The sequence below is a fragment of the Paenibacillus sp. FSL R5-0923 genome (genome assembly GCF_038009145.1).
Classification (GTDB): domain Bacteria; phylum Bacillota; class Bacilli; order Paenibacillales; family Paenibacillaceae; genus Paenibacillus_AQ.
Genome location: NZ_JBBPAT010000001.1, coordinates 2,988,737 through 3,008,493, shown reverse-complemented (window position 1 = coordinate 3,008,493; position 19,757 = coordinate 2,988,737). Strand labels below are relative to the sequence as shown.

15 protein-coding genes are annotated in these 19,757 nt (G+C 42.4%); 6 read left to right on the top strand and 9 right to left on the bottom strand.

Translation table 11 applies throughout. From position 1 onward, the window contains the following. Positions 1–44 precede the first annotated feature (44 nt). Positions 45–2,153 (bottom strand): methyl-accepting chemotaxis protein, encoded by a 2,109-nt coding sequence (locus MKX35_RS13355; protein ID WP_076300542.1) that lies wholly within the window; start codon positions 2,151–2,153, stop codon positions 45–47. 181 nt (positions 2,154–2,334) lie between these two features. Here MKX35_RS13355 and MKX35_RS13350 point away from each other — a divergent pair, with 181 nt between their 5' ends. Beyond that, entirely contained in the window at positions 2,335–2,739 is a 405-nt protein-coding gene (locus MKX35_RS13350; RefSeq protein ID WP_042189973.1) for a CBS domain-containing protein, read from the top strand. A 73-nt stretch (positions 2,740–2,812) separates the two neighbouring features. Here the strand turns inward: MKX35_RS13350 and map are convergent, their stop codons facing one another. The 6 genes from map to MKX35_RS13320 all read right to left on the bottom strand — a co-directional run bounded on the left by map (position 2,813) and on the right by MKX35_RS13320 (position 12,986). After that, a complete protein-coding gene (map, locus tag MKX35_RS13345; RefSeq protein WP_042129378.1) occupies positions 2,813–3,559 on the bottom strand; it encodes a type I methionyl aminopeptidase in 747 nt (248 codons plus the stop codon). 255 nt (positions 3,560–3,814) lie between these two features. Then, positions 3,815–5,539, bottom strand: a complete 1,725-nt coding sequence (gene cysI, locus MKX35_RS13340) for an assimilatory sulfite reductase (NADPH) hemoprotein subunit (RefSeq protein WP_076300543.1) — start codon at positions 5,537–5,539, stop codon at positions 3,815–3,817. Positions 5,540–5,584: 45 nt separating this feature from the next. Beyond that, positions 5,585–7,447, bottom strand: a complete 1,863-nt coding sequence (locus MKX35_RS13335) for an assimilatory sulfite reductase (NADPH) flavoprotein subunit (protein WP_076300558.1) — start codon at positions 7,445–7,447, stop codon at positions 5,585–5,587. 267 nt (positions 7,448–7,714) lie between these two features. Then, complete coding sequence (locus MKX35_RS13330) at positions 7,715–10,972, bottom strand: ATP-binding protein (protein ID WP_143759559.1); 3,258 nt, start codon at positions 10,970–10,972, stop codon at positions 7,715–7,717. Beyond that, the gene (locus MKX35_RS13325) at positions 10,959–11,333 is read right to left on the bottom strand and encodes a response regulator transcription factor (protein ID WP_076284629.1); all 375 of its coding nucleotides are present in this window, start codon (positions 11,331–11,333) and stop codon (positions 10,959–10,961) included. The genes MKX35_RS13330 and MKX35_RS13325 overlap by 14 nt, the downstream gene beginning before the upstream one ends. Before the next feature lie 21 nt (positions 11,334–11,354). Continuing rightward, the gene (locus MKX35_RS13320) at positions 11,355–12,986 is read right to left on the bottom strand and encodes a diguanylate cyclase (RefSeq protein ID WP_076284628.1); all 1,632 of its coding nucleotides are present in this window, start codon (positions 12,984–12,986) and stop codon (positions 11,355–11,357) included. Positions 12,987–13,203: 217 nt separating this feature from the next. Here MKX35_RS13320 and MKX35_RS13315 point away from each other — a divergent pair, with 217 nt between their 5' ends. Further along, positions 13,204–13,473 (top strand): ACT domain-containing protein, encoded by a 270-nt coding sequence (locus MKX35_RS13315; RefSeq protein ID WP_042189980.1) that lies wholly within the window; start codon positions 13,204–13,206, stop codon positions 13,471–13,473. Between the two features lie 13 nt (positions 13,474–13,486). After that, complete coding sequence (locus tag MKX35_RS13310) at positions 13,487–14,842, top strand: PFL family protein (RefSeq protein ID WP_256716384.1); 1,356 nt, start codon at positions 13,487–13,489, stop codon at positions 14,840–14,842. 90 nt (positions 14,843–14,932) lie between these two features. On the opposite strand, the gene MKX35_RS13305 is transcribed toward MKX35_RS13310, so the two are convergent. Then, the gene (locus tag MKX35_RS13305) at positions 14,933–15,343 is read right to left on the bottom strand and encodes a hypothetical protein (RefSeq protein ID WP_256716382.1); all 411 of its coding nucleotides are present in this window, start codon (positions 15,341–15,343) and stop codon (positions 14,933–14,935) included. Between the two features lie 206 nt (positions 15,344–15,549). Between MKX35_RS13305 and MKX35_RS13300 the strand changes: the two genes are divergently transcribed. Next, positions 15,550–16,587 (top strand): glycosyltransferase family protein, encoded by a 1,038-nt coding sequence (locus tag MKX35_RS13300; RefSeq protein WP_076300545.1) that lies wholly within the window; start codon positions 15,550–15,552, stop codon positions 16,585–16,587. Between the two features lie 13 nt (positions 16,588–16,600). Continuing rightward, the gene (locus tag MKX35_RS13295) at positions 16,601–17,674 is read left to right on the top strand and encodes a glycosyltransferase WbsX family protein (RefSeq protein ID WP_076300546.1); all 1,074 of its coding nucleotides are present in this window, start codon (positions 16,601–16,603) and stop codon (positions 17,672–17,674) included. A gap of 28 nt (positions 17,675–17,702) precedes the next feature. On the opposite strand, the gene MKX35_RS13290 is transcribed toward MKX35_RS13295, so the two are convergent. Beyond that, complete coding sequence (locus MKX35_RS13290) at positions 17,703–19,166, bottom strand: MFS transporter (RefSeq protein ID WP_076300547.1); 1,464 nt, start codon at positions 19,164–19,166, stop codon at positions 17,703–17,705. 164 nt (positions 19,167–19,330) lie between these two features. Here MKX35_RS13290 and MKX35_RS13285 point away from each other — a divergent pair, with 164 nt between their 5' ends. After that, complete coding sequence (locus tag MKX35_RS13285; RefSeq protein ID WP_076284623.1) at positions 19,331–19,750, top strand: MarR family winged helix-turn-helix transcriptional regulator; 420 nt, start codon at positions 19,331–19,333, stop codon at positions 19,748–19,750. The last annotated feature ends 7 nt before the right edge of the window (positions 19,751–19,757 follow it).

Below are 19,757 nucleotides of genomic sequence, written 5' to 3'. Positions count from 1 at the left end.
AAAAGGACAGGGTTTCCCACCTGTAATCACGATATCACATCAGTTTAAATTTTAAAATAAGACAATTTGTCCAGCAAATCTTGCACCATTGAGCTGAGGGATTCCGTCGAAGCTGAGATTTCTTCCATAGAAGCAAGCTGCTCCTCTGAGGCTGCTGCAACACTTTGTGAATCTGCGGACGCTTCTGATGCAAGTTCAGCTAATACTTTTACACTAGCTGAAATTTGCTCTGTACCAGCAGTCATCTGCTGTGCAGCAGCAGATACTTCCTGAATCTGATCTGTAACCTGTGTCATTTCAGCAAGAATCGATGTAAACAAAAGATCACTGTCAGATACACCCTGCACACCGATACGTACTTGCTCATTACCAACAGCCATAGCCTGTGAGGCTTGATTAGTATCTTGGACCACATGTTCGACTAATTCAGTAACTTGTTCGGCAGCTTGTTTCGTTTGATCCGCCAACATGCGTATTTCCGAAGCTACTACAGCAAATCCACGACCTTGTTCACCCACTCTGGATGCTTCAATTGCTGCGTTTAATGCCAATAGATTAGTCTGTTTACTGATATTCGAGATCAGACCAATAATCCCACTAATCTGTACAGATCTTTCACCTAGTCGTTCAATCGCCAGACTCGTCTCATCCACGGATTGCTTAAGCTCTGTCATCTGGTTCACAGCCATTTGAAGCTGTGCACTGCCTCTCTTCGTTTGATCGGTTACTTCGTCTGCAGATGCAGACACCGCTGATGAAGAGTCAGCGATACGTTGCACTCCAATGCTAAGATCGCTCATCGCCAGAGAAGATTCTCCTGCATAACCATTCTGCAGTTGCGCTCCCTCGGCGACTCGTCCAATAGCCACAGCAATCTGTTCAGCAGCTTTCCCTGTCTGTTCCGCGTTCGCTGTCAACTCTTCAGAAGTAGCACCCACTGACATCGATAAATCAGCCACAAGTCCAAACATTTCTCGAAGCTTATATGTCATCTGATTAAAATGAGAAGACATCTTACCGAATTCATCATCATTTCGAACCTGCAATGTTTGTGTTAAGTCCCCTTGAGCCATAAGCTGCAATTTCTCAGATAATACTCGAAGCGGTTTGATCACCATTAACCATAATTGTAAGACTATAACTATTCCTAGAATCAGCATCCCAACAAGCATGATAATAAATGATTCTGTTTTCGATTGTTCGTAATCAGCCATGATTGTAGCTTTAGGAATCGCAGTCTGCGTATACCATACCTGATCGCTTTCTGGCAGTGGAATCGGAACAAAAATACGAAGTACATTTTCTCCTTTGGAATTATTGGTGTACCCCTGAACCGACTTCCCATTCTTCACTTGTCTCCACAGTGCAGCTTTCTCTTCCGTATCACCGAAATCTTTAAGTACACTTTCTGGATCATTAGGATTAGCTGCATATTTACCATTACCCGTGACTAGAGAAACGTATCCACCCATAGGTTTATATTTATCAGCATCCTCCTGGAGCTTTGATAACGAAACATCAAATCCTACCGTCCCAAGAAAAGTGCCCGATTTGTCCAAAATGGGCAGCATAACCGAAATCATCTCTATAGCCCCGCCAGTCGTCTCATAGGAATAGGGTTCAATGTAGATCGGTTTTTTCTCTTTTTTAGGTAAAAGGTAATAATCACCCGCACCTTCTACATCGTAATTCTTTAAGGGTTCAACCGTTATTGAACCTTGATTTCTAAGAACATAAGGAATAAAACGCCCCGTACCATCATCATATGGCGTCTTATTGATATTAGCCTGATCGTTTTGATCGAAGGCATTGGGTTCCCACAATGTACTAATTGCAAAAAGCTCGGGTCTATTCTCAAGCATCGATTTCATTGTAGAAATAACTTCTTCACGACTCAAAGTTTGATGTTCTCTTGATTCAACCAGTACATCTGTGAATACCTTTGCTGCCGACTCTATGTCTACCATACTATTCTGAATAGTTTCCGCATAACTTCGCCCAGCAACTTCCGCCTCTAGTTCACCGTTCGATATGCTCACACTTCGAAGATTAAGCAGATTCGCGATTAGACTAAAGAAAAAGATAACAATGATAACTAAACTTACTACCAGAACAAATTTAACCGTTAAAGAAAGCCTACGATATAACGCCATCTGAACAACTCCACTCTAGGATAATATACCTTATCTTTAATCGACAAAATACGACTATCATTAAATAGGTCTTTTCACCTATAATTAAATAATAAAATTTAAAACACCTATCCCTTCAAAAAGTATGTTTAAATAAAAGTAGCCTAACTAAAAAAATCTCAATACAAAGGAGTTCATGCCGATGGAAATATCCTCTTTTTTGTTGCCTAAAGATCAAGTTGCCTACATCACTAATTCACTATCCATGCTGGAAGCCTTAGAACAATTAGAGCAGCACCATTATACGGCTATCCCTATTATTGATAATGAAGGAAAATATGTAGGAACACTTTCGGAAGGCGATCTATTGTGGAAGCTGAAAAACACAGCAGGTCTAACTTTTGACAATATAGGAGAAGTTCCAGTAAGCGATATCCAGAAGCATGTTCATAACGAGAGCGTTCTCATAAATGCCGAAATGGAGGATATGCTGACGCTCGCCGCAGATCAGAATTTTGTACCTGTGATTGATAAAGAAGGCGTGTTTGTCGGAATTATTCGTCGAAAAGATATCATTGAATATTATACTCGCAACATTACTGATTAACTGAACAACAAATAGACCTGATCAGCAACATCATGAGAAGATGAAGCTAATCAGGTCTATTTTCTACCCTAAATTATAGTTCAGTCAGGATAATGGTTCCTTGAGGGGTGATAGCTAATGTATGTTCATACTGTGCTGACAGACCGCCGTCAATGGTACGTGCAGTCCAACCATCCGCATCAATTTTTGTTCTGTAGCTGCCTGTGTTCAGCATCGGTTCAATGGTAAATACCATCCCCTCTTTAAGACGAGGTCCTCTGCCAGCCGGACCATAGTGAGGTACCTCTGGTGCTTCATGCATTTCTGAACCAATCCCATGACCAATAAAATCACGCACAACTGAAAAACCATTAGACTCTGCGTAAACTTGAATAGCATGAGCGACATCCCCGATACGGTTGCCTGCAACTGCCTGCTCGATACCACGGAATAAAGATTCCTTTGTGGTGTCTAGTAATTTAGTCGCCTGCTCACTAATGTTGCCAATCCCATATGACCATGCGGAATCTGCCAACCAGCCATCTAAGTTAACTACCATGTCTATGGTTACTATATCTCCATCTTTAAGTGGTTCCTTCTTCGGAAATCCGTGGCAGATTACATCATTTACAGATGCACAGGTTGCATACGGATATCCGTTATATCCCTTTTGCTCAGGAGTCGCTCCTTGAGACAGTATAAATTTTTCTGCAAATTCATCAATCTCCCAGGTAGTAATTCCCGGCTGTAGAATTTGCGCAATTTGACGATGACATTCAGCGAGAATTTTTCCCGCCGCACGCATTTTTTCGATCTCTTCCATCGTTTTCATGATAATCATAATATCGCCTCTTCTGTACAGAACACATCACTCTCGGGCAATGGCTCTTCTTTTGTATTTAGTTTCCCCTTTATATTATGAAAGAAAAACACGAGAAATCCAAATCATTAAGCAAAAAAAATATTTATTCCTGTCTGAAACTAAAAAACTTCCCTTATTCTTATGAAAATGTGGTTAGGGTAAGGCCAACCAACAAAGAGGTGTCCCAGCAGCCATAATGCAGGCTCTGGGACACCCATTTCAGTCTAAATTAGATTAGTCATGAAAATTAAGACCTGACGAAACCGCTTTGACATAACCTGCACGGATCACGAAATCTCCAAAATGCTCGCTATGCATACGTTCTTTTGAATAACGATGAAGAATTGGCTCCAGCGTCTCCAGAATTTCTTTTTCATCTATGTTTTCTTTATACATTTTGTTCAAGCGATCTCCCGTAAACCCTGCTCCCAAGTACATATTATATCTGCCTGGACCTTTACCAATAAACGAGATTTCGCCTAGTGCCGGTCTTGCACACCCATTAGGACAGCCTGTCATCCGGATCACGATTTCCTCATCGCGTAGACCAGCTTCATCAAGGACAAGCTCTAGCTTATCAATCAACGAAGGCAAATAACGTTCTGCTTCAGCCATTGCAAGTCCGCAGGTTGGTAGCGCCACACAAGACATCGAACTGCGTCGTAGCGCAGACAGATGAGCTCCGTCCGTAAGTCCATGCTGTTTAGCCAGCTCAGAAACTTTTCGCTTTTTGGCAGTGGTTACGTTAGCAATCGTTAAATTCTGATTCGGCGTAAGCCGGAAATCCCCGGAATGAATCTTGGCAATTTCCCGCAGTCCAGTCATCAATGTGTACCCTTCTTGGTCATGAATCCGTCCGCTTTGGATATAAAGCGTCAAATTCCATTTTCCATTCGTACCCTTCACCCAGCCATAGCGGTCTCCATTATGGTCGAAATGGTACTCACGTGCCGCCTCAAGCTGCCATCCGAGTCTTTCATGCAGCTCATCGACAAACCATTCCAGACCGTGGCGGTCAATCGTATACTTGAACCGTGCATTTTTGCGGACAGAACGATTTCCATAGTCTCGCTGAATCGTTACTGTCTTCTCCGCTACATCGATCAATTGATCAGGACGGCAAAAACCAATGATGCGGCCAAGCTGAGGATACGTGCTGGTATCGCCATGCGTCATTCCCATACCGCCGCCTACAGAAACGTTGAACCCTACCAGCTTATCATTCTCAAGAATAGCGATGAAGCCTAGATCCTGTGAGAACACATCTACATCATTTGAAGGGGGCACCGCAAGACCAATCTTGAATTTACGCGGTAAATATACCGGACCATAGATCGGTTCAACTTCTGCCCGATCTCCTAAACTATCCACTACCTTTTCACCGTCTAGCCAAATTTCATGGTAAGCGGGAGTACGTGGGGATAGATGATCACTAACTTTGCGCGCCCATTCATAGACTTCTGCATGCACCTCAGATTGATAAGGATTCGGATTGCTCATTACGTTACGGTTGACATCCCCACAAGCTGCAAGGGTTGTCATTAGCGTATCATTGATGCTTCGAATGGTCTTTTTTAAGTTCCATTTGAGAACGCCATGCATTTGAAATGCCTGTCTTGTAGTCAGACGTAAGGTTCCGTTACCATACTTCTGTGCCAGATCATCCATCACCAGCCATTGTTCCGGTGTAGCTACACCACCTGGGGCAACTACGCGAAGCATAAACTGGAATGCTGGCTCCAGCTTCTGACGTTCCCGTTCATTGCGCAAATCTCTGTCATCCTGCATATAGCTTCCGTGAAATTTAAGCAGCCGATTATCATCTTCAGGTAGACCACCCGTAATCGGATTGCTTAGTGTCTCAACTAATGCACCCCGCAGATAGTTACTCTCCGATTTAATATGCTCAACATCACTTGGAGGCCCGCCGATCGGCTGAACCTTCTCATTGTTTGCCATTGTTGTTATCTCCCCCCGAAGTCATTCGATAACTCCATCTATCCATTAATAGACATCACGCTGGTAACGCTGCGTCTGTTGCATATCTTCCAGATAAGCCGCTGCAGCTTCAAGGCTCAGTCCGCCCTCACTCTGAATTACCGTAAGCAGTGCAGAATGAACATCATGCGCCATGTACTTCTCGTCACCGCAAACGTAGATATGAGCACCTTCTTGCAGCCATTCATAAACCTCACGACTCTTTTGTAAAATGCGATGTTGTACATATACTTTCTCTTCGGTATCACGTGAGAAGGCGACATCCAGCTTGCTTAGAACGCCATCCTTTAGCATTCTCTGCCAATCTGTCTGATACAGGAAATCTGTTACAAAATGCCGATCCCCATAGAACAGCCAAGATTTCCCTTCCGCTCCCAGCTCTCCACGTTCCTCTAGGAAAGAGCGGAATGGTGCAACACCTGTGCCTGGTCCGATCATGATGATCGGCGCATCCGGATTAGTCGGCAGCTTAAAGTTAGGATTATGCTGAATGTAAATAGGCAATGTATCTCCCGGCTCTACTCTTTCTGCGCAATGCACTGAGCAGACACCGTAACGTTCCCTACCGTGAGCCTCATAACGTACAGCTCTGACGGTTAGATGAACCTCATCCGGGTTAGCTTTATAACTGCTGGCGATAGAATATAGGCGTGCAGGAAGCTTCCGCAAAATCGTCACAAAACTGCTGGCTGGACCTTCCCACGGTGAGAAGTCCTGGATCAAATCGAGTAGATCGCGTCCTTGAATATACGCTTTAAGCTCCGAAGCACGGTCTGGAGCTAATAACTCACTCAGCTTGTTTGAAGCAGACAGCTTTGCCGCTTGCTCCAGCAAAGGTTTGGTCAATACAGTGATTTCATAATGATGCAGAAGTGCCTCACGTAAGGCTCCTTCATCACCTTTCTTATTAAACGGAACCTTATCATTAGGATTCCAGCCCATAGTATGAATAATAGCGTCCACCAGTTCAGGATGATTCTCTGGGTATACTCCCAGTGCATCCCCAGGTTCAAACTGTATATTAGAGCCTTCAAGCGATAGTTCCAAATGGCGAGTCTCCCGGTCCGAACCGCGTCCGTTCAAATTCAGATTCTCCAGTACCTCTGCCTTAAAAGGATTATTACGAGTATATAGAGGTTCTTGTGACTCTGCGTCCTCCGCGGCTTGAACCGCTTTTGCAGCAATGGCTGGAGCATTTAAATTTGCATTTAATGCACCAATTACACCTTCAAACCATTCGGCAACGGAATCGTCATAATCGAGATCACAATCTACACGTGGACTTAGGCGCTTACCACCAAGCTCCTCTAACCTCTGATCGAACTCTTTACCCGTCTGACAGAAAAATTCATAAGAGGTGTCTCCCAGAGCCAGAACTGAAAACCGCAGGTTCTCTAATTGAGGAGCTCTTTTACTGTAAAGAAATTCATGAAAAATCCTTGCATTATCAGGTGGTTCACCTTCTCCATGAGTACTCACCAATAGAAGTAGATTCTCAACCTTTTTAAGCGCTGTAGGTTTGAAATTGTTCATCGCGGAGAGTGTGACCTGAAATCCTTGCTCTTCCAGTTTGCGGGACAAGCTCCCCGCAAGCCGCTGGCAATTACCCGTTTGCGAACCAAATAATATGGTCACTTCCCGTGAGGCTGCTGGTTGGCTCGTTACGGCAGCGCCAACCTCTGTGTTTCCAATCGTATTCGATGGCACTTGAAGTTCAGCACCTGCTGGCGCTGCCGCCGTAGTACGTCCAATCGCGGACAAATATCCACTGAGCCATATTTGCTGCGTCTCCGTTAAGGTTGGTAGAAGACGATTGAGAAGCTCGACTTGGTTCTCGTTAAAAGGACTGTTCGTTACCTGTAGTTGCAACAATATCCACCTCTCCTAAACATGAAATCTGGTTATGATCCGTGCCTCAATTGAATTTATCTGAGCCTTTTTTAGAACCTCATAAAATCAGGCTATCACAATATTTGTAAACGATCAATGAAGTCATTTTCACCTAAAAATTGTTAATTATTGAAAAAGTATCAATAAAGTACGTAAAAACCGATCAAAACAGTATGATTTGCCCTGTTTTGATCGGTTTCATTATAAAAAATGATACTATTTATAAAATATTGTGATAAATAAAAACTATAAATCCTTCTTACTTTCGGGAAATAATACCTCGCCTACCCCTGTCTTTATCTTCACAATCTCTTCAAGCGTATTCGATAACTCACCTGGCGGATAAGGCTTCGTTAAATACTTCTGTATCACATCATTCAATTGGTTCTTGTCTGATTGATCCAGAGCAGAAGAGATAACAATCGGAATATTCTCTGTTCTCGAATCCTCTTTTAGCATTCGGATCAAATCCCAGCCGTCCAGTTCTTCACCAAGCATCAAATCAACCACGATCGCAACAAATGGTGTTTTCAAGGCTTGATCAAAAGCTTGCTGTGGATGATAGTGATGGGTAACACGGAACCCCTTCCCTTTAAGCTCTTCTGATAAAAGCAACGAAAGACTATAATCATCTTCAACAATCATTACATTCGGTTTGAGCTCTTTATCAGCATTCCATTTATTCAGCTCATCTTGCTGCCGGCTTGCTTCTGCATTAAGGATTGGGAGGCTAAACCAAACGGTTGTCCCTTCACCCTCTACCGAATCAATACCGATGGTTCCCTTTTGTTTCTCAATAATTTCTTTACAGATGGCAAGACCGAGACCTGTTCCACCAATTCTTTTGGAGGCACTGTTGTCCACTCTTCTGAATTTTTGGAATAGCTGTCCGATTTGATCCTTTGGAATGCCCAGACCATTATCCTGGATACGCACAATAATATGATCCGGCTCATTATGCAGCAGTACCTTCACTTCATTGTTAGACGGTGAGAACTTGATCGCATTACTTAACAAATTCGTTAGAACTTGAACGATCTTATCCTTGTCCACATCTACCTCCGCATTCAGAGCCTCATCCACCAATAGCACATGATGCGTGCTACTAAGTTTATATTGATCGATAACCCCAAGGACAATTTCACTAAGATTTACATGCTCCGTGATATACTGCTGCTTCCCTGACTCCATTCTCTGCAGATCCAGAAAATCATTAATAAGCTCAGTCAACCGCTTCGCTTCCTTATGAATCGTCTCCAAATACTTCAGCTGCTTCTCAGGCTTCATGGTTTTGGACAATAGCAGTTCCGTGAATCCTAATACACTCGACAATGGCGTTCTCAGCTCATGACTTACCGTACTGACAAGATCAGATTTCATAAGATCCAGCTCGTACTCCCTAGTGATATCTCTATATACAAACAATGTACCAATTCTAAGCTCCCGGCGGAAAACAGGAATCGCATAAACATCAATATGCTTCTTGGATTCCGTTCCAATAGAGTATTGCATACTGCTGGACTCCAGAGCATCCTCAGAGATTGCTTGTTCAAAAAACGACCGAAGCTCATGGTTCTCATTCGAGCGTTCGATGAAATAATCCATCCATTCTTTTCTAGGAGTCAGTGTACCTTCAATCCAGTCATAGTTAACGATGTTGCACAGCGCCTTATTCATCTGAAGCATCATGCCTTCTGTACTCACGAACTGAATGCCTTCGTTTACGTTATTCACGATATCGCGGTTCAGCTTTCGCCCATGTTCAATCTCTTCGTACATGAATAAACGTTCAATCGCCAGAGCTACGCGGTTCATCATTCCTTGAACCTCATTAATCTCTTCTTTACTGAAAGAATGTCCAATCCGGGTTCCGCAAAATACAGCTAGAATCTCATCTTCTGCATTTACAACAGTGGTATAGAAATCATAACAGTAGACCTCATTCGCAGAAATTCCCTGTTCCGATTGCGTAGCTAGACGCTTAATCAGATAGGTTTTTTCCGTCTTCAAACGATATAACATTTCATTGTTCTCATTATCGAGATAACGCGCTACATTTTCCTGAGGAATCCCTTTAACAGCCGCGATCTTATCTTTTACAAGAAGGAAGAAACTCGAATCAAATGAATACAGGTGATGCATGAACTGAATAAACTTATCTGCAAATTCTTGTTTATCTAAGGTGTACGTAATGTCATGATTCAGCTGATTATTAAGTTCAAGCATTTTTTTGGTCTGTTCTGTATTCTTCAGCGTTTCCGCTAACTCCAGCTGTACACTTTTCATAGAGGTGACATCATACGCGATAAAAATGTACTGATAAATCACACCCTCATTGTTCAGATACGGCACGACAGTCAGATGCATCCAGATTGGCAATCCGTCTTTAGTCAGAATCTGGAGTTCATTGCTCCATACCCCGCCCGTATATAATTTGTTGAAGATCTTCTGCATTTGTTCTCTAGATATATTATAGAGTTCAAATAACTTATAGGTAAAACCGATAATTTCAGAATTTTTATAGCCGGTATATTTGCTTAAATTATCATTCGCGTAGGTAAATACGCCTTTATCTGTAAGGATCCCCACCGCTGATGATTGATCGAGTGCCTTCATCATACTCTCTATTTCACTAAGCGAACGTTGCAGTCTGTACTGCTGATCCTGAAGTTCATCTTGCTGCGCGTGCAGCTCTTCATTCTGCATCATCAATTCTTCTTCTTTGTCCTGAATACTTCTGGCCATATTTAGAAATGCATTATAAAGCCGACCAATCTCATCTTGATGCTTAAGCTTGCCGAGAAGAATTTCCTCACCGGCAGCCAAGGAATGAGTGGCCCCTTCCAGCTTCAAAATAGGATTAATCAAATTCTTAAGAATCCGCCAGATCATAAAGGTAAAGAACAGTAGAATAATCGTGCTAAAAAAGAAGGCGATAAAAGTGAATTCGTTAGCTCGTTTGATATAATCCATAGCCATGGTATTTAATGCTGCATCGGATCGCTGTCTGTACTCTTTCGTATACGTAAGAAAATCATTCACTGATTTAGTAATACCATCTCCGGATAGTACTCTCAAAGCTGCATAATCATCAGCCTCGACAAGCCGAATTGCTTCCGGTAGCGTTTTATTTTTATACTGGACATAAAATGATTTTAAACCATCTCTAAACAAGGCTTCTTCGGCGGATAAATTAAGATTAGAATACGTATCCAGAATTTGATCAAATTTTACTAGGGCTGCATTTAAGAGCTTTAATTCATTCTCGTCCTTAAGCAAAGTGAATCCCCTAGCTCGGAAAAACACCTCATTTAACGTGCTCGCCATCTCACTGATCGTGTCTGCTTTATACTGCAAACTTTCACGTTCTCTACTTAATTCATCTTGCTCATAGTTTATGAAAATAAAAAAAACAGTTCCCATAAGAATGATTAAAGAAAACACTAATACAATGATGCGGAAATATTTATTTTTGATGCTGTGATTAGCGTTACTTTTCTTCACCACTCAGGATCCCCTCCACAATCTGCAAGAGTTCCATCGGACTAAATGGTTTCGGCATGAAGTAACGCGCACCTGCTTCAACTGCTCGAATTCGATCTACATCTTGAGCTTTGGCCGTTAACATTAATATAGCTGTAGTTTTCTTTTTCTCCTCATCCAGCTGCTGAAGCACTTCAATCCCTGTCATTTCCGGCATCATATAATCCAGAATCACCAAATCATAAGGATCCGTAGACAGCTTAGTTAGAGCTTCCAACCCATTCTCCGCTGTGTGAATCTCAACATTCTCCAAATCTTCCAATGTATCCTCGATTAACATCCGTAATACTTCTTCATCATCCACTACCATTATTTTTTGCATATTCGCACAATTCCCTTCGTGTTAGAACAAAAATCTATGAGCCAACCGTTCCATTCGGGACAACAGCTCAGGCATATGGACAGGTTTTACTACATAATCATCGGCACCCATCTGCAGAGCATGTACAATATCCGCCTGATTATTTCTCCCTGTCAGCATGATCACTAATATATTCACTTCCGGATACGTCTTGCGAATTCTTTCCAGGACTTCAACGCCATCAAGATCCGGCATCACACCATCTAGTAGAATGATATATTTCTCATCTATGGAATACCAATCCGATTGCAAGAAATCCAGCCCATTCGCATAACTGCTGATATTCACCTCAGCAATATCCTCCGGCTCCCAAGTATCAATCTGATGAGTCACTATTTTTCGAATCAACGCATCATCATCCACAACAATTACATTTAGAACCGAATGCTTTTTAGTCGACGATAAATGGTCCGTGTAGAGTGTAGTCTGATTCCTTCCGGCATCTTTGCTGGCATAGAGAGCTTGGTCTGCTTCTTCTACAATTTTATCGGCAATATTCTCAGCTTCTGTTACCTCTGATATCCCACTCGAGAAGGTCACATGAAAGACTTCATTCTTCGCAAAAAAGTCGGTGGCAGCAAATTGCTCCTGAATACGGTTTATTACTGTCAATGCAGAACTTGCATCCGTATTTGGCAGAAACACAGCAAACTCTTCTCCACCGAAGCGGCAAAAGGTATCTTCCATGCGAATCGAACCCTTTACAAGCTCAGACAAGGACTGTAATACCTCATCTCCGATTAGATGACCATATGTATCATTAATCTTTTTGAAATAGTCCAGATCAATCAGTGCTAAAGAAAACACCCGTTCCGTGCGCTTAAAATCGCAAATCAGCTGCTTCATCACTTGATTAAAGTGTTTTCGATTAAACGCACCCGTCAATTCATCCACAATGATGGATTCCTGCCACTCCCGCTTTAACTCAAAGCGGTTTTTAATCAAAGCCAGAAATAAATCAATATCTACAGGCTTCGATAAAAAATCCATCACACCCAGCCTATACGCATGCAGTTGAGTCGCTTTGGAGTACTCCCCACTTATAATGATGATTGGAATACGTTCTTTTTTGGCTTTGCCGATAATTTGATTCAAGACCTCAATTCCGCTGATATCAGGCAAAAGAATATCCAGAAGAATTAGATCCGGTTTGGTTTCATAAAAAATCTTGAGACCTCGTTCAGCGGACAAGGCAATGCTTACATAATAGTTCTGCTTCTCCAATGATTCTTTTAAATAAGCCACTAATTCTACATCATCATCAATAAGCAAAATATCATTATGTGGGAGCGCATCATCATTTCCTTTTTTGTCTAACGTCTTAACTGAACCTAGAGAAACCGATGAATCTTGGTTAAACAGTGGAATAAGCGGATACAAATAATCGCCCCACTCTTCAATAGACCAGCTCTTAAGGCTACTTTCCATGAAATAGGGCAACGTTGCATCGGCAAACTGTTCAACTTCTTGTAACCCCACTGTTCCTGCCGTACCTTTCAAATTATGCAAAAAACGATAAATGTCCTTCTCGTTAACTTCCGACAGTTCCGACCATTCCTGGAGGGTTTGTTTGGTCCGCTCTTCAACCATATTTTTATATTTTTGTGTAGTCATATTTACTCCTTCAGAGTATCGTATCAATCTCTCACTTCATCATATTTTTCATATACTGTCAATCGAATTTTCTTTAAATTCATAGGACTTTATATAAAAATGATCAAACGGACAAAAAACCTTTGGTTGAAGCTTGCTTCAGCATTTGTAATAATGATTGGAATGGTTCATTCCGTTTACACGGCGTAATCACCATATACAAAGGGAGGCTGTATTTATGAAGGGGATTATTACTGTATTAGGAAAAGATAAAGTAGGGATTATTGCCAAGGTATGTACATATCTTGCCGAGCACAATTTGAACATTCTGGATATTTCTCAGACGATTGTACAAGATTATTTTAACATGATGATGATTGTAGACATTTCTGGCGCGACTAAAGCATTTGAGGATATTGTTGAGGATTTACATTTGATCGGAGAAGCAATCGGCGTGGAAATCAAGCTTCAGCATGAGGATATTTTTAATATTATGCACCGCATTTAGGAGGATGACCATGATATCACTGGTGGAAGTACAAGAAACGAATAAGATGATCCGTGAAATGAATCTGGATGTACGTACCATAACGATGGGGATCAGCCTCATGGATTGTGCACATACAGATATGAGAACTTTTAACCAAAACGTATACGACAAAATCACTAGATCCGCCGAGAAGCTCGTCAAAACAGGTGAAGATCTGGAAAGACAATTCGGTGTACCCATTGTTAATAAACGGATTTCTGTGACCCCTATTGCTATTGCTGCTGGTGCCGTGAAGACGGATACGTATGTGCCTGTAGCGGAAATTTTGGACAAGGCTGCCAAAGAAGTTGGCGTTAACTTTATTGGCGGCTTCTCTGCGCTTGTGCAAAAAGGGTGCACCAAAGGTGATCGTATTCTAATCGACAGTATCCCAGAAGCACTCGCAGTCACTGAAAGAGTCTGTTCTTCCGTCAACGTCGGCTCCTCCAGAAGTGGAATCAATATGGATGCTGTGAAATTAATGGGTGATATCATTATTCAAACTGCGGAACGCACCAAGGATCGGGATTCCATCGGCTGTGCTAAGCTGGTTGTCTTCTGTAATGCTGTCGAGGACAATCCTTTTATGGCTGGAGCCTTTCATGGGGTCGGTGAACGGGAATGTGTCATCAACGTTGGCGTCAGTGGCCCGGGTGTAATCAAGCGTGCATTAGAGGAAGTAAAAGGTCAGGACTTCGAAACCTTGTGTGAAACGATCAAACGGACTGCTTTTAAAGTTACGCGTGTGGGACAACTAGTTGCGCAGGAAGCATCGAAACGGATGAACGTGCCTTTTGGGATTATCGATTTATCTCTGGCTCCAACACCAGAAATTGGCGATTCCATTGCGGAGATCTTTCAAGTCATGGGTCTGGAAGAAGCTGGCGCACCAGGAACAACAGCCGCTCTGGCGATTCTAAATGACAATGTTAAAAAAGGTGGCGTGATGGCCTCCTCCTATGTTGGTGGACTCAGTGGAGCCTTTATTCCAGTTAGTGAAGATCACGGAATGATTCAAGCCGTACAGCGTGGTGCTCTTACGCTTGAGAAGCTAGAAGCCATGACCTGTGTATGTTCTGTAGGACTGGACATGATTGCTATTCCGGGAAGTACCACCAAAGAGACGATCTCTGGCATCATCGCCGATGAAGCTGCTATCGGAATGGTCAACAACAAAACAACCGCTGTTCGCGTCATTCCTGTCATTGGCAAGGATGTAGGCGAAATCGTAGAATTTGGCGGCCTACTTGGATATGCGCCTGTCATGGCTGTTAACGGCTTCAATTGTGCCAACTTCATCAACCGAGGCGGACGAATTCCTGCTCCAATTCACAGCTTTAAGAACTAATAGAAACCTCAAACAGCAAGTCCCTAATTGTACCTAGGCGACTTGCTGTTTTTTATTGTTCAGAGCTTGAAGATGTTAATGTTATCAGATTTAAGCCCGCTGGATCCCAATATTAGGTGTTCCCCCGGTCAAATCGATAAATAATACATAGTCATTTCCATCCGTGCCCTTCAGCACGAGTCCTGTCTGACTTGAAACTCCCACAGCGAAATATCTGACTTGTTGAAGGCTCGTAGGTGCTGAAACTGGTGACAAAGCCTGATTCACCGCGATCAAACGGGTCGCAGTTTTGATGGTACCTGCACCACTAATTTCACCGGTTACACCCAAATGACCAAGTATAGATTCACTACCGTTCACATTAAGGCTTCCCATTATCGTCTGACTACCATTCAAGTGCAGATTTGAATCGATAGTCTCATTCCCGTTAACATGCAGATCATTTTGAATGGTCTGACTTCCTGTAACAAGAATATTATCGAAGGTTGGCAAGACGATCATCCCTTTCAGGTTTTATAGTATATTTTATGTTAGACAAGACAATCCGGTCATAGATAGATATACATCTTTTACTAAATCCGCTTTTTCCTTCAAGATTCAGATTAATGGTCTTATACCTAAAGTCAAATGAACCCCCTACACATATAATGATTAGCAAGACTAGGTGCTAGAGCGAACGACTGGCTCCAATGAATACAGGAGGAATTATGAAGAAGACAGCTACTAGGCTCACTCCTCAAAGGCCCTCAACTCACGAAGTCTCCATCAGCCAAGTTCATCAATCGCAACACCATAATCTCATTCTCGAGAACTCTTACAGAGCGGAAACCATAACACGGGAACTAAAGCAATTAAGAGTATTGCTTCTGGTCCCCTCAGAGATAAGTGATAAAATGCCTAATGTACGACTTTTTAAAGATCAGCTAAGGCATCTGGTCAAAGAAGTGCTTGCCATTAAGTTACATCATAATCTAGAAGAATATTTAGCCCAGTATCAGCCTGATCTGATATTAGCCTTGGGATCAGAATCCCTGTTCCCTGAGGAGAATATTCCTGCCCTCAAAGCTTATAACGCTCCTAAGGCCGTATGGATGGCAGATGCGACCTGCCTTACGCGAACAGAACGTAATCTAGCGCTGTTATTCGATTATATTTTCACACAGAACATAGCTAATCTAATCTATTATCAAGGTTTACGTGAGAAACATTCGTGCTACCTCCCTTATGCTCCAGATACAGAACTCTATTATCCAAGACGTGTGGAGAACCGTTACCACAGTGACGTACTCATTCTCGGCCATTTTCAAATGAATAGTGTTCTTGAAACCCTAGCTCATTCGGAACTACTTCATGGTCTCAAGATAATGACCTTTGGTAGCGGGTGGGAGCCCACCAAAAATTTCATAGACATCACCTACGATAAAACAGAAATATCTAACTATTATAATGGAGCAAGGATCATCATCAATTGCACAGGATCTGTGCAGCAAATTATGGAGGTCGCTGCTTGCGGCGTATTTCAGTTCGTGGAAGATCATCCCCATTTTCAAAGTTACCCCATCACAGAAGAAGACCTTATTCGTTTCCAGAACCTTAAAGAGCTCTCTGAGAGCTTCAAGTACTATATTGCTCATAGTGATGCAAGGAGAAGTTCGGCTTCTCGTGCTCTAAAGGAAGTGAAGTACAATCATTCTTATCTTCAGCAGGGAAAGCTGCTTCTCAAAAAAATATTCACGGAACCATAGGGGGTGACTTGACTTGAAATGCATCGCTTTTGTATTGCCTCAGTTTCATCAGATAGCAGAAAACGATTCCTGGTGGGGAGAGGGATTTACAGAATGGACAAATGTCAGGAAGGCTACAGCCCTTTATCCTGAACATGATCAACCGAAAAAACCATTAAATAATAACTACTACGATTTAACGGACCCTAATGTGAAACAATGGCAGGCAGAAACTGCAAAAGCTCATGGCATTTATGGTTTTTGTTATTATCACTATTGGTTCAATGGCAGGCGACTTCTGGAACAACCGGTTCAGCAGATTCTTGCCAGCAAAGAGCCTGACTTCCCCTTTTGTCTGTCTTGGGCTAACGAACCTTGGACACGAAGCTGGGATGGCACTGAAGAAGATGTCTTGATGCCACAAGAATATGGAGAAGAACGGGATTGGCGAATGCATTTTTATGCTTTGTTGGAGGCCTTCAAAGATGAACGATATATTTGCGTAGACGGCAAACCAGTATTTATTATCTATAGATCCTCCAGCATCCCTCGGTGTGATGAAATGCTTCAATGTTGGCGTGATTTAGCTCAGCAAAACGGACTTAAGGGGCTTCATCTTGTCCGGACACTGGGCGGATTCCCCCTAAAGGCAGAGCACGGGTTCGACGCCAGTCTAGAATTCGAGCCTCACTACACATTCGCACATGGTGGTGTAAAGCACTTATGGAGTTCCAAGCAGGTGGAGGATCAAAAGCATATTGTGATTGATTACGATGAGTTATGGGAATCTATGTTAGAACGGACACCTCATAGGGATGGGGAAATTATATATCCGGGAGCATTTGTTAACTGGGATAATACACCACGCAAAGGTGCTGCCGGACAAAGTACTTTAGGTGCAAATCCTCACAAATTCGGTCAATACCTGTCACGACAAATTGAGAGGACCAAGAAGATGTTCAAAAGTGATTTTATTTATATTAACGCTTGGAACGAGTGGGCTGAGGGTGCCTATTTAGAACCGGATGATCATTATCGGTATCAATACTTGCAAGCCATTAAGAAAGCCCTTCAATATCATCACAAAGAAGATCCTTCCACGCCGTAGCGTCAGAAGGATCTTCTTCTTTTATTCCTTATGGTCTTTCCGAAGTCTGCACTCTGGCGCTTCTTGCACTAATCATTCTCCAACCCGTTAGCAGTGCAGCCACAAAGCATATGGATGCCGAAGTCATGAACACTACATGCATCCCACTGATAAATAACTCTGGTCGGCCTGGAACTAGGCCTGTTACCCGATAACCAGCTTCACTGCTCATCACATGAAAGAGAATCGTCGTAGCTGTCGTAATACCAACGACCATCCCCACATTACGAACAAGCGAGTTGACGCTGCCCGCAGAACCAAGCTGAGTTCTAGGCACCTTGGACATCACAAGCGAATTATTTGGCGACTGAAACAGACCACTCCCTATTCCTAACATAGCGATCCACACGCCTACCAGCACAACAGTGCTTCCTTCATGAAGCTCAGCTAATCCAAACTGAGCAATAACCATGACTACCAGCCCTGCAAAAGTTAGGAATTCAGACCCGATTTTATCCGATAAAGCACCGCTTATTGGTGCTACGACTACCATACATATCGGTAATAACATCAACAGGAATCCCGCTTCAAAGGGCGATAGATTCAGCATATTCTGTGCATAAAACGGCGCGATGATATTAAAGCAGAAGTTCGCTGTAAACACGAGAAACCCACACAAAATACTTAATGAAAACAACGGATTCTTAAATAATGACAATTGCAGTAGCGGTTCTTTCCGGCGAAGCTCCGTCCATAAGAAAGCAATGAAGCTGACTATAGCTACGATTAAAGACGTCACAATTAAGCTATCCCCATAACCGAGCTGCTGTCCCAATAAAAGCCCTGCGAACAAACTTATGATAAAAATAGCGAAGAGTAAACTACCTGGAACGTCTATTGTAGATTTCGTCCTAGTTAAATCCTTAGGCAGTACCTTCCAGCCTAACAGGATAGCGATCACTCCAATAGGAATGTTCACCCAAAAAATATACTCCCAGCCTAATGTCGAAACCATAATCCCACCTAAGCTAGGGCCAGCTATACTTCCCAGAGACACGAATGTACCTATGAAACCAAGCGCTTTCCCCCGCTCATTGGCAGGAAAGATATCCGTAACGATTCCCTGGCTGTTCGCCATTGTCATCGAAGCTCCGATAGCCTGAATGACACGCGAAGCAAGTAATGCAGGTAAACTTAAACTAAATCCACACAGCATAGAACCAATAACAAAAACTATCGTACCAATCTTAAAGATTCGAATCTTCCCGACAATATCTCCAAGCTTCCCGAAGAAAAGAATCGCAGCACAAATCGCCATCAAATATCCTGTGGTTACCCATTCGATTTGTGCCATAGGCAGCTTCAATTGTTTCGATAATTCTGGCAGAGCGATGTTGACAATACTACCATCAAGTGTGGACATGAAGGTGAAAATATTCAGAACAATTAAAATCATCCAGCGTTTCTTCTGAATTTCCTTGTCTTCCTGATAGGTTGCGCTAATAGAACTCATAAACTAACACCTCATTGAATATATAATCAACGTTTAGTTGCGCACGCAACAAAACTTACTTACCTAGTGTACATCAATTTAGTTGCGCACGCAACGACTTTATTGTACACTTTGTCTCAGAGTAGCAAATACGCGAACTATAAACCCAAAGAGGTGTCTATATCTTGGAAAAAGAGCCTATAGGAAAGTTGATTTCCTATTTTCATCGTCAAAATCAAAAGCAATTGGTAAAAAAATTCATGCCCTATGGAATAGGTAGTGGCGGGCAACATAGTTTTCTAAAACTAATTACTTCCAGACCAGGGATTACACAAGATCAACTAACTTCTGAACTAAAATTCGATAAAGCCACCACCGCACGCTCCGTGAAGCAATTAGAGAATTCGGGCTATATTGAACGTAAACCAGATCCTAATGATCGACGCTCTCAACTACTGTATCCAACGCCTAAAGCAATCGATTTCTCGCCAATTCTTCAGTCTATTTTAGATGATTACAACAAGAGCCTAGTTGGTAAATTAACCAGCGAGGAAGTAGAGCAGCTTCGCTACTTACTTCAAAAAATCAGCACTGACGAAGAATAGGACAAAA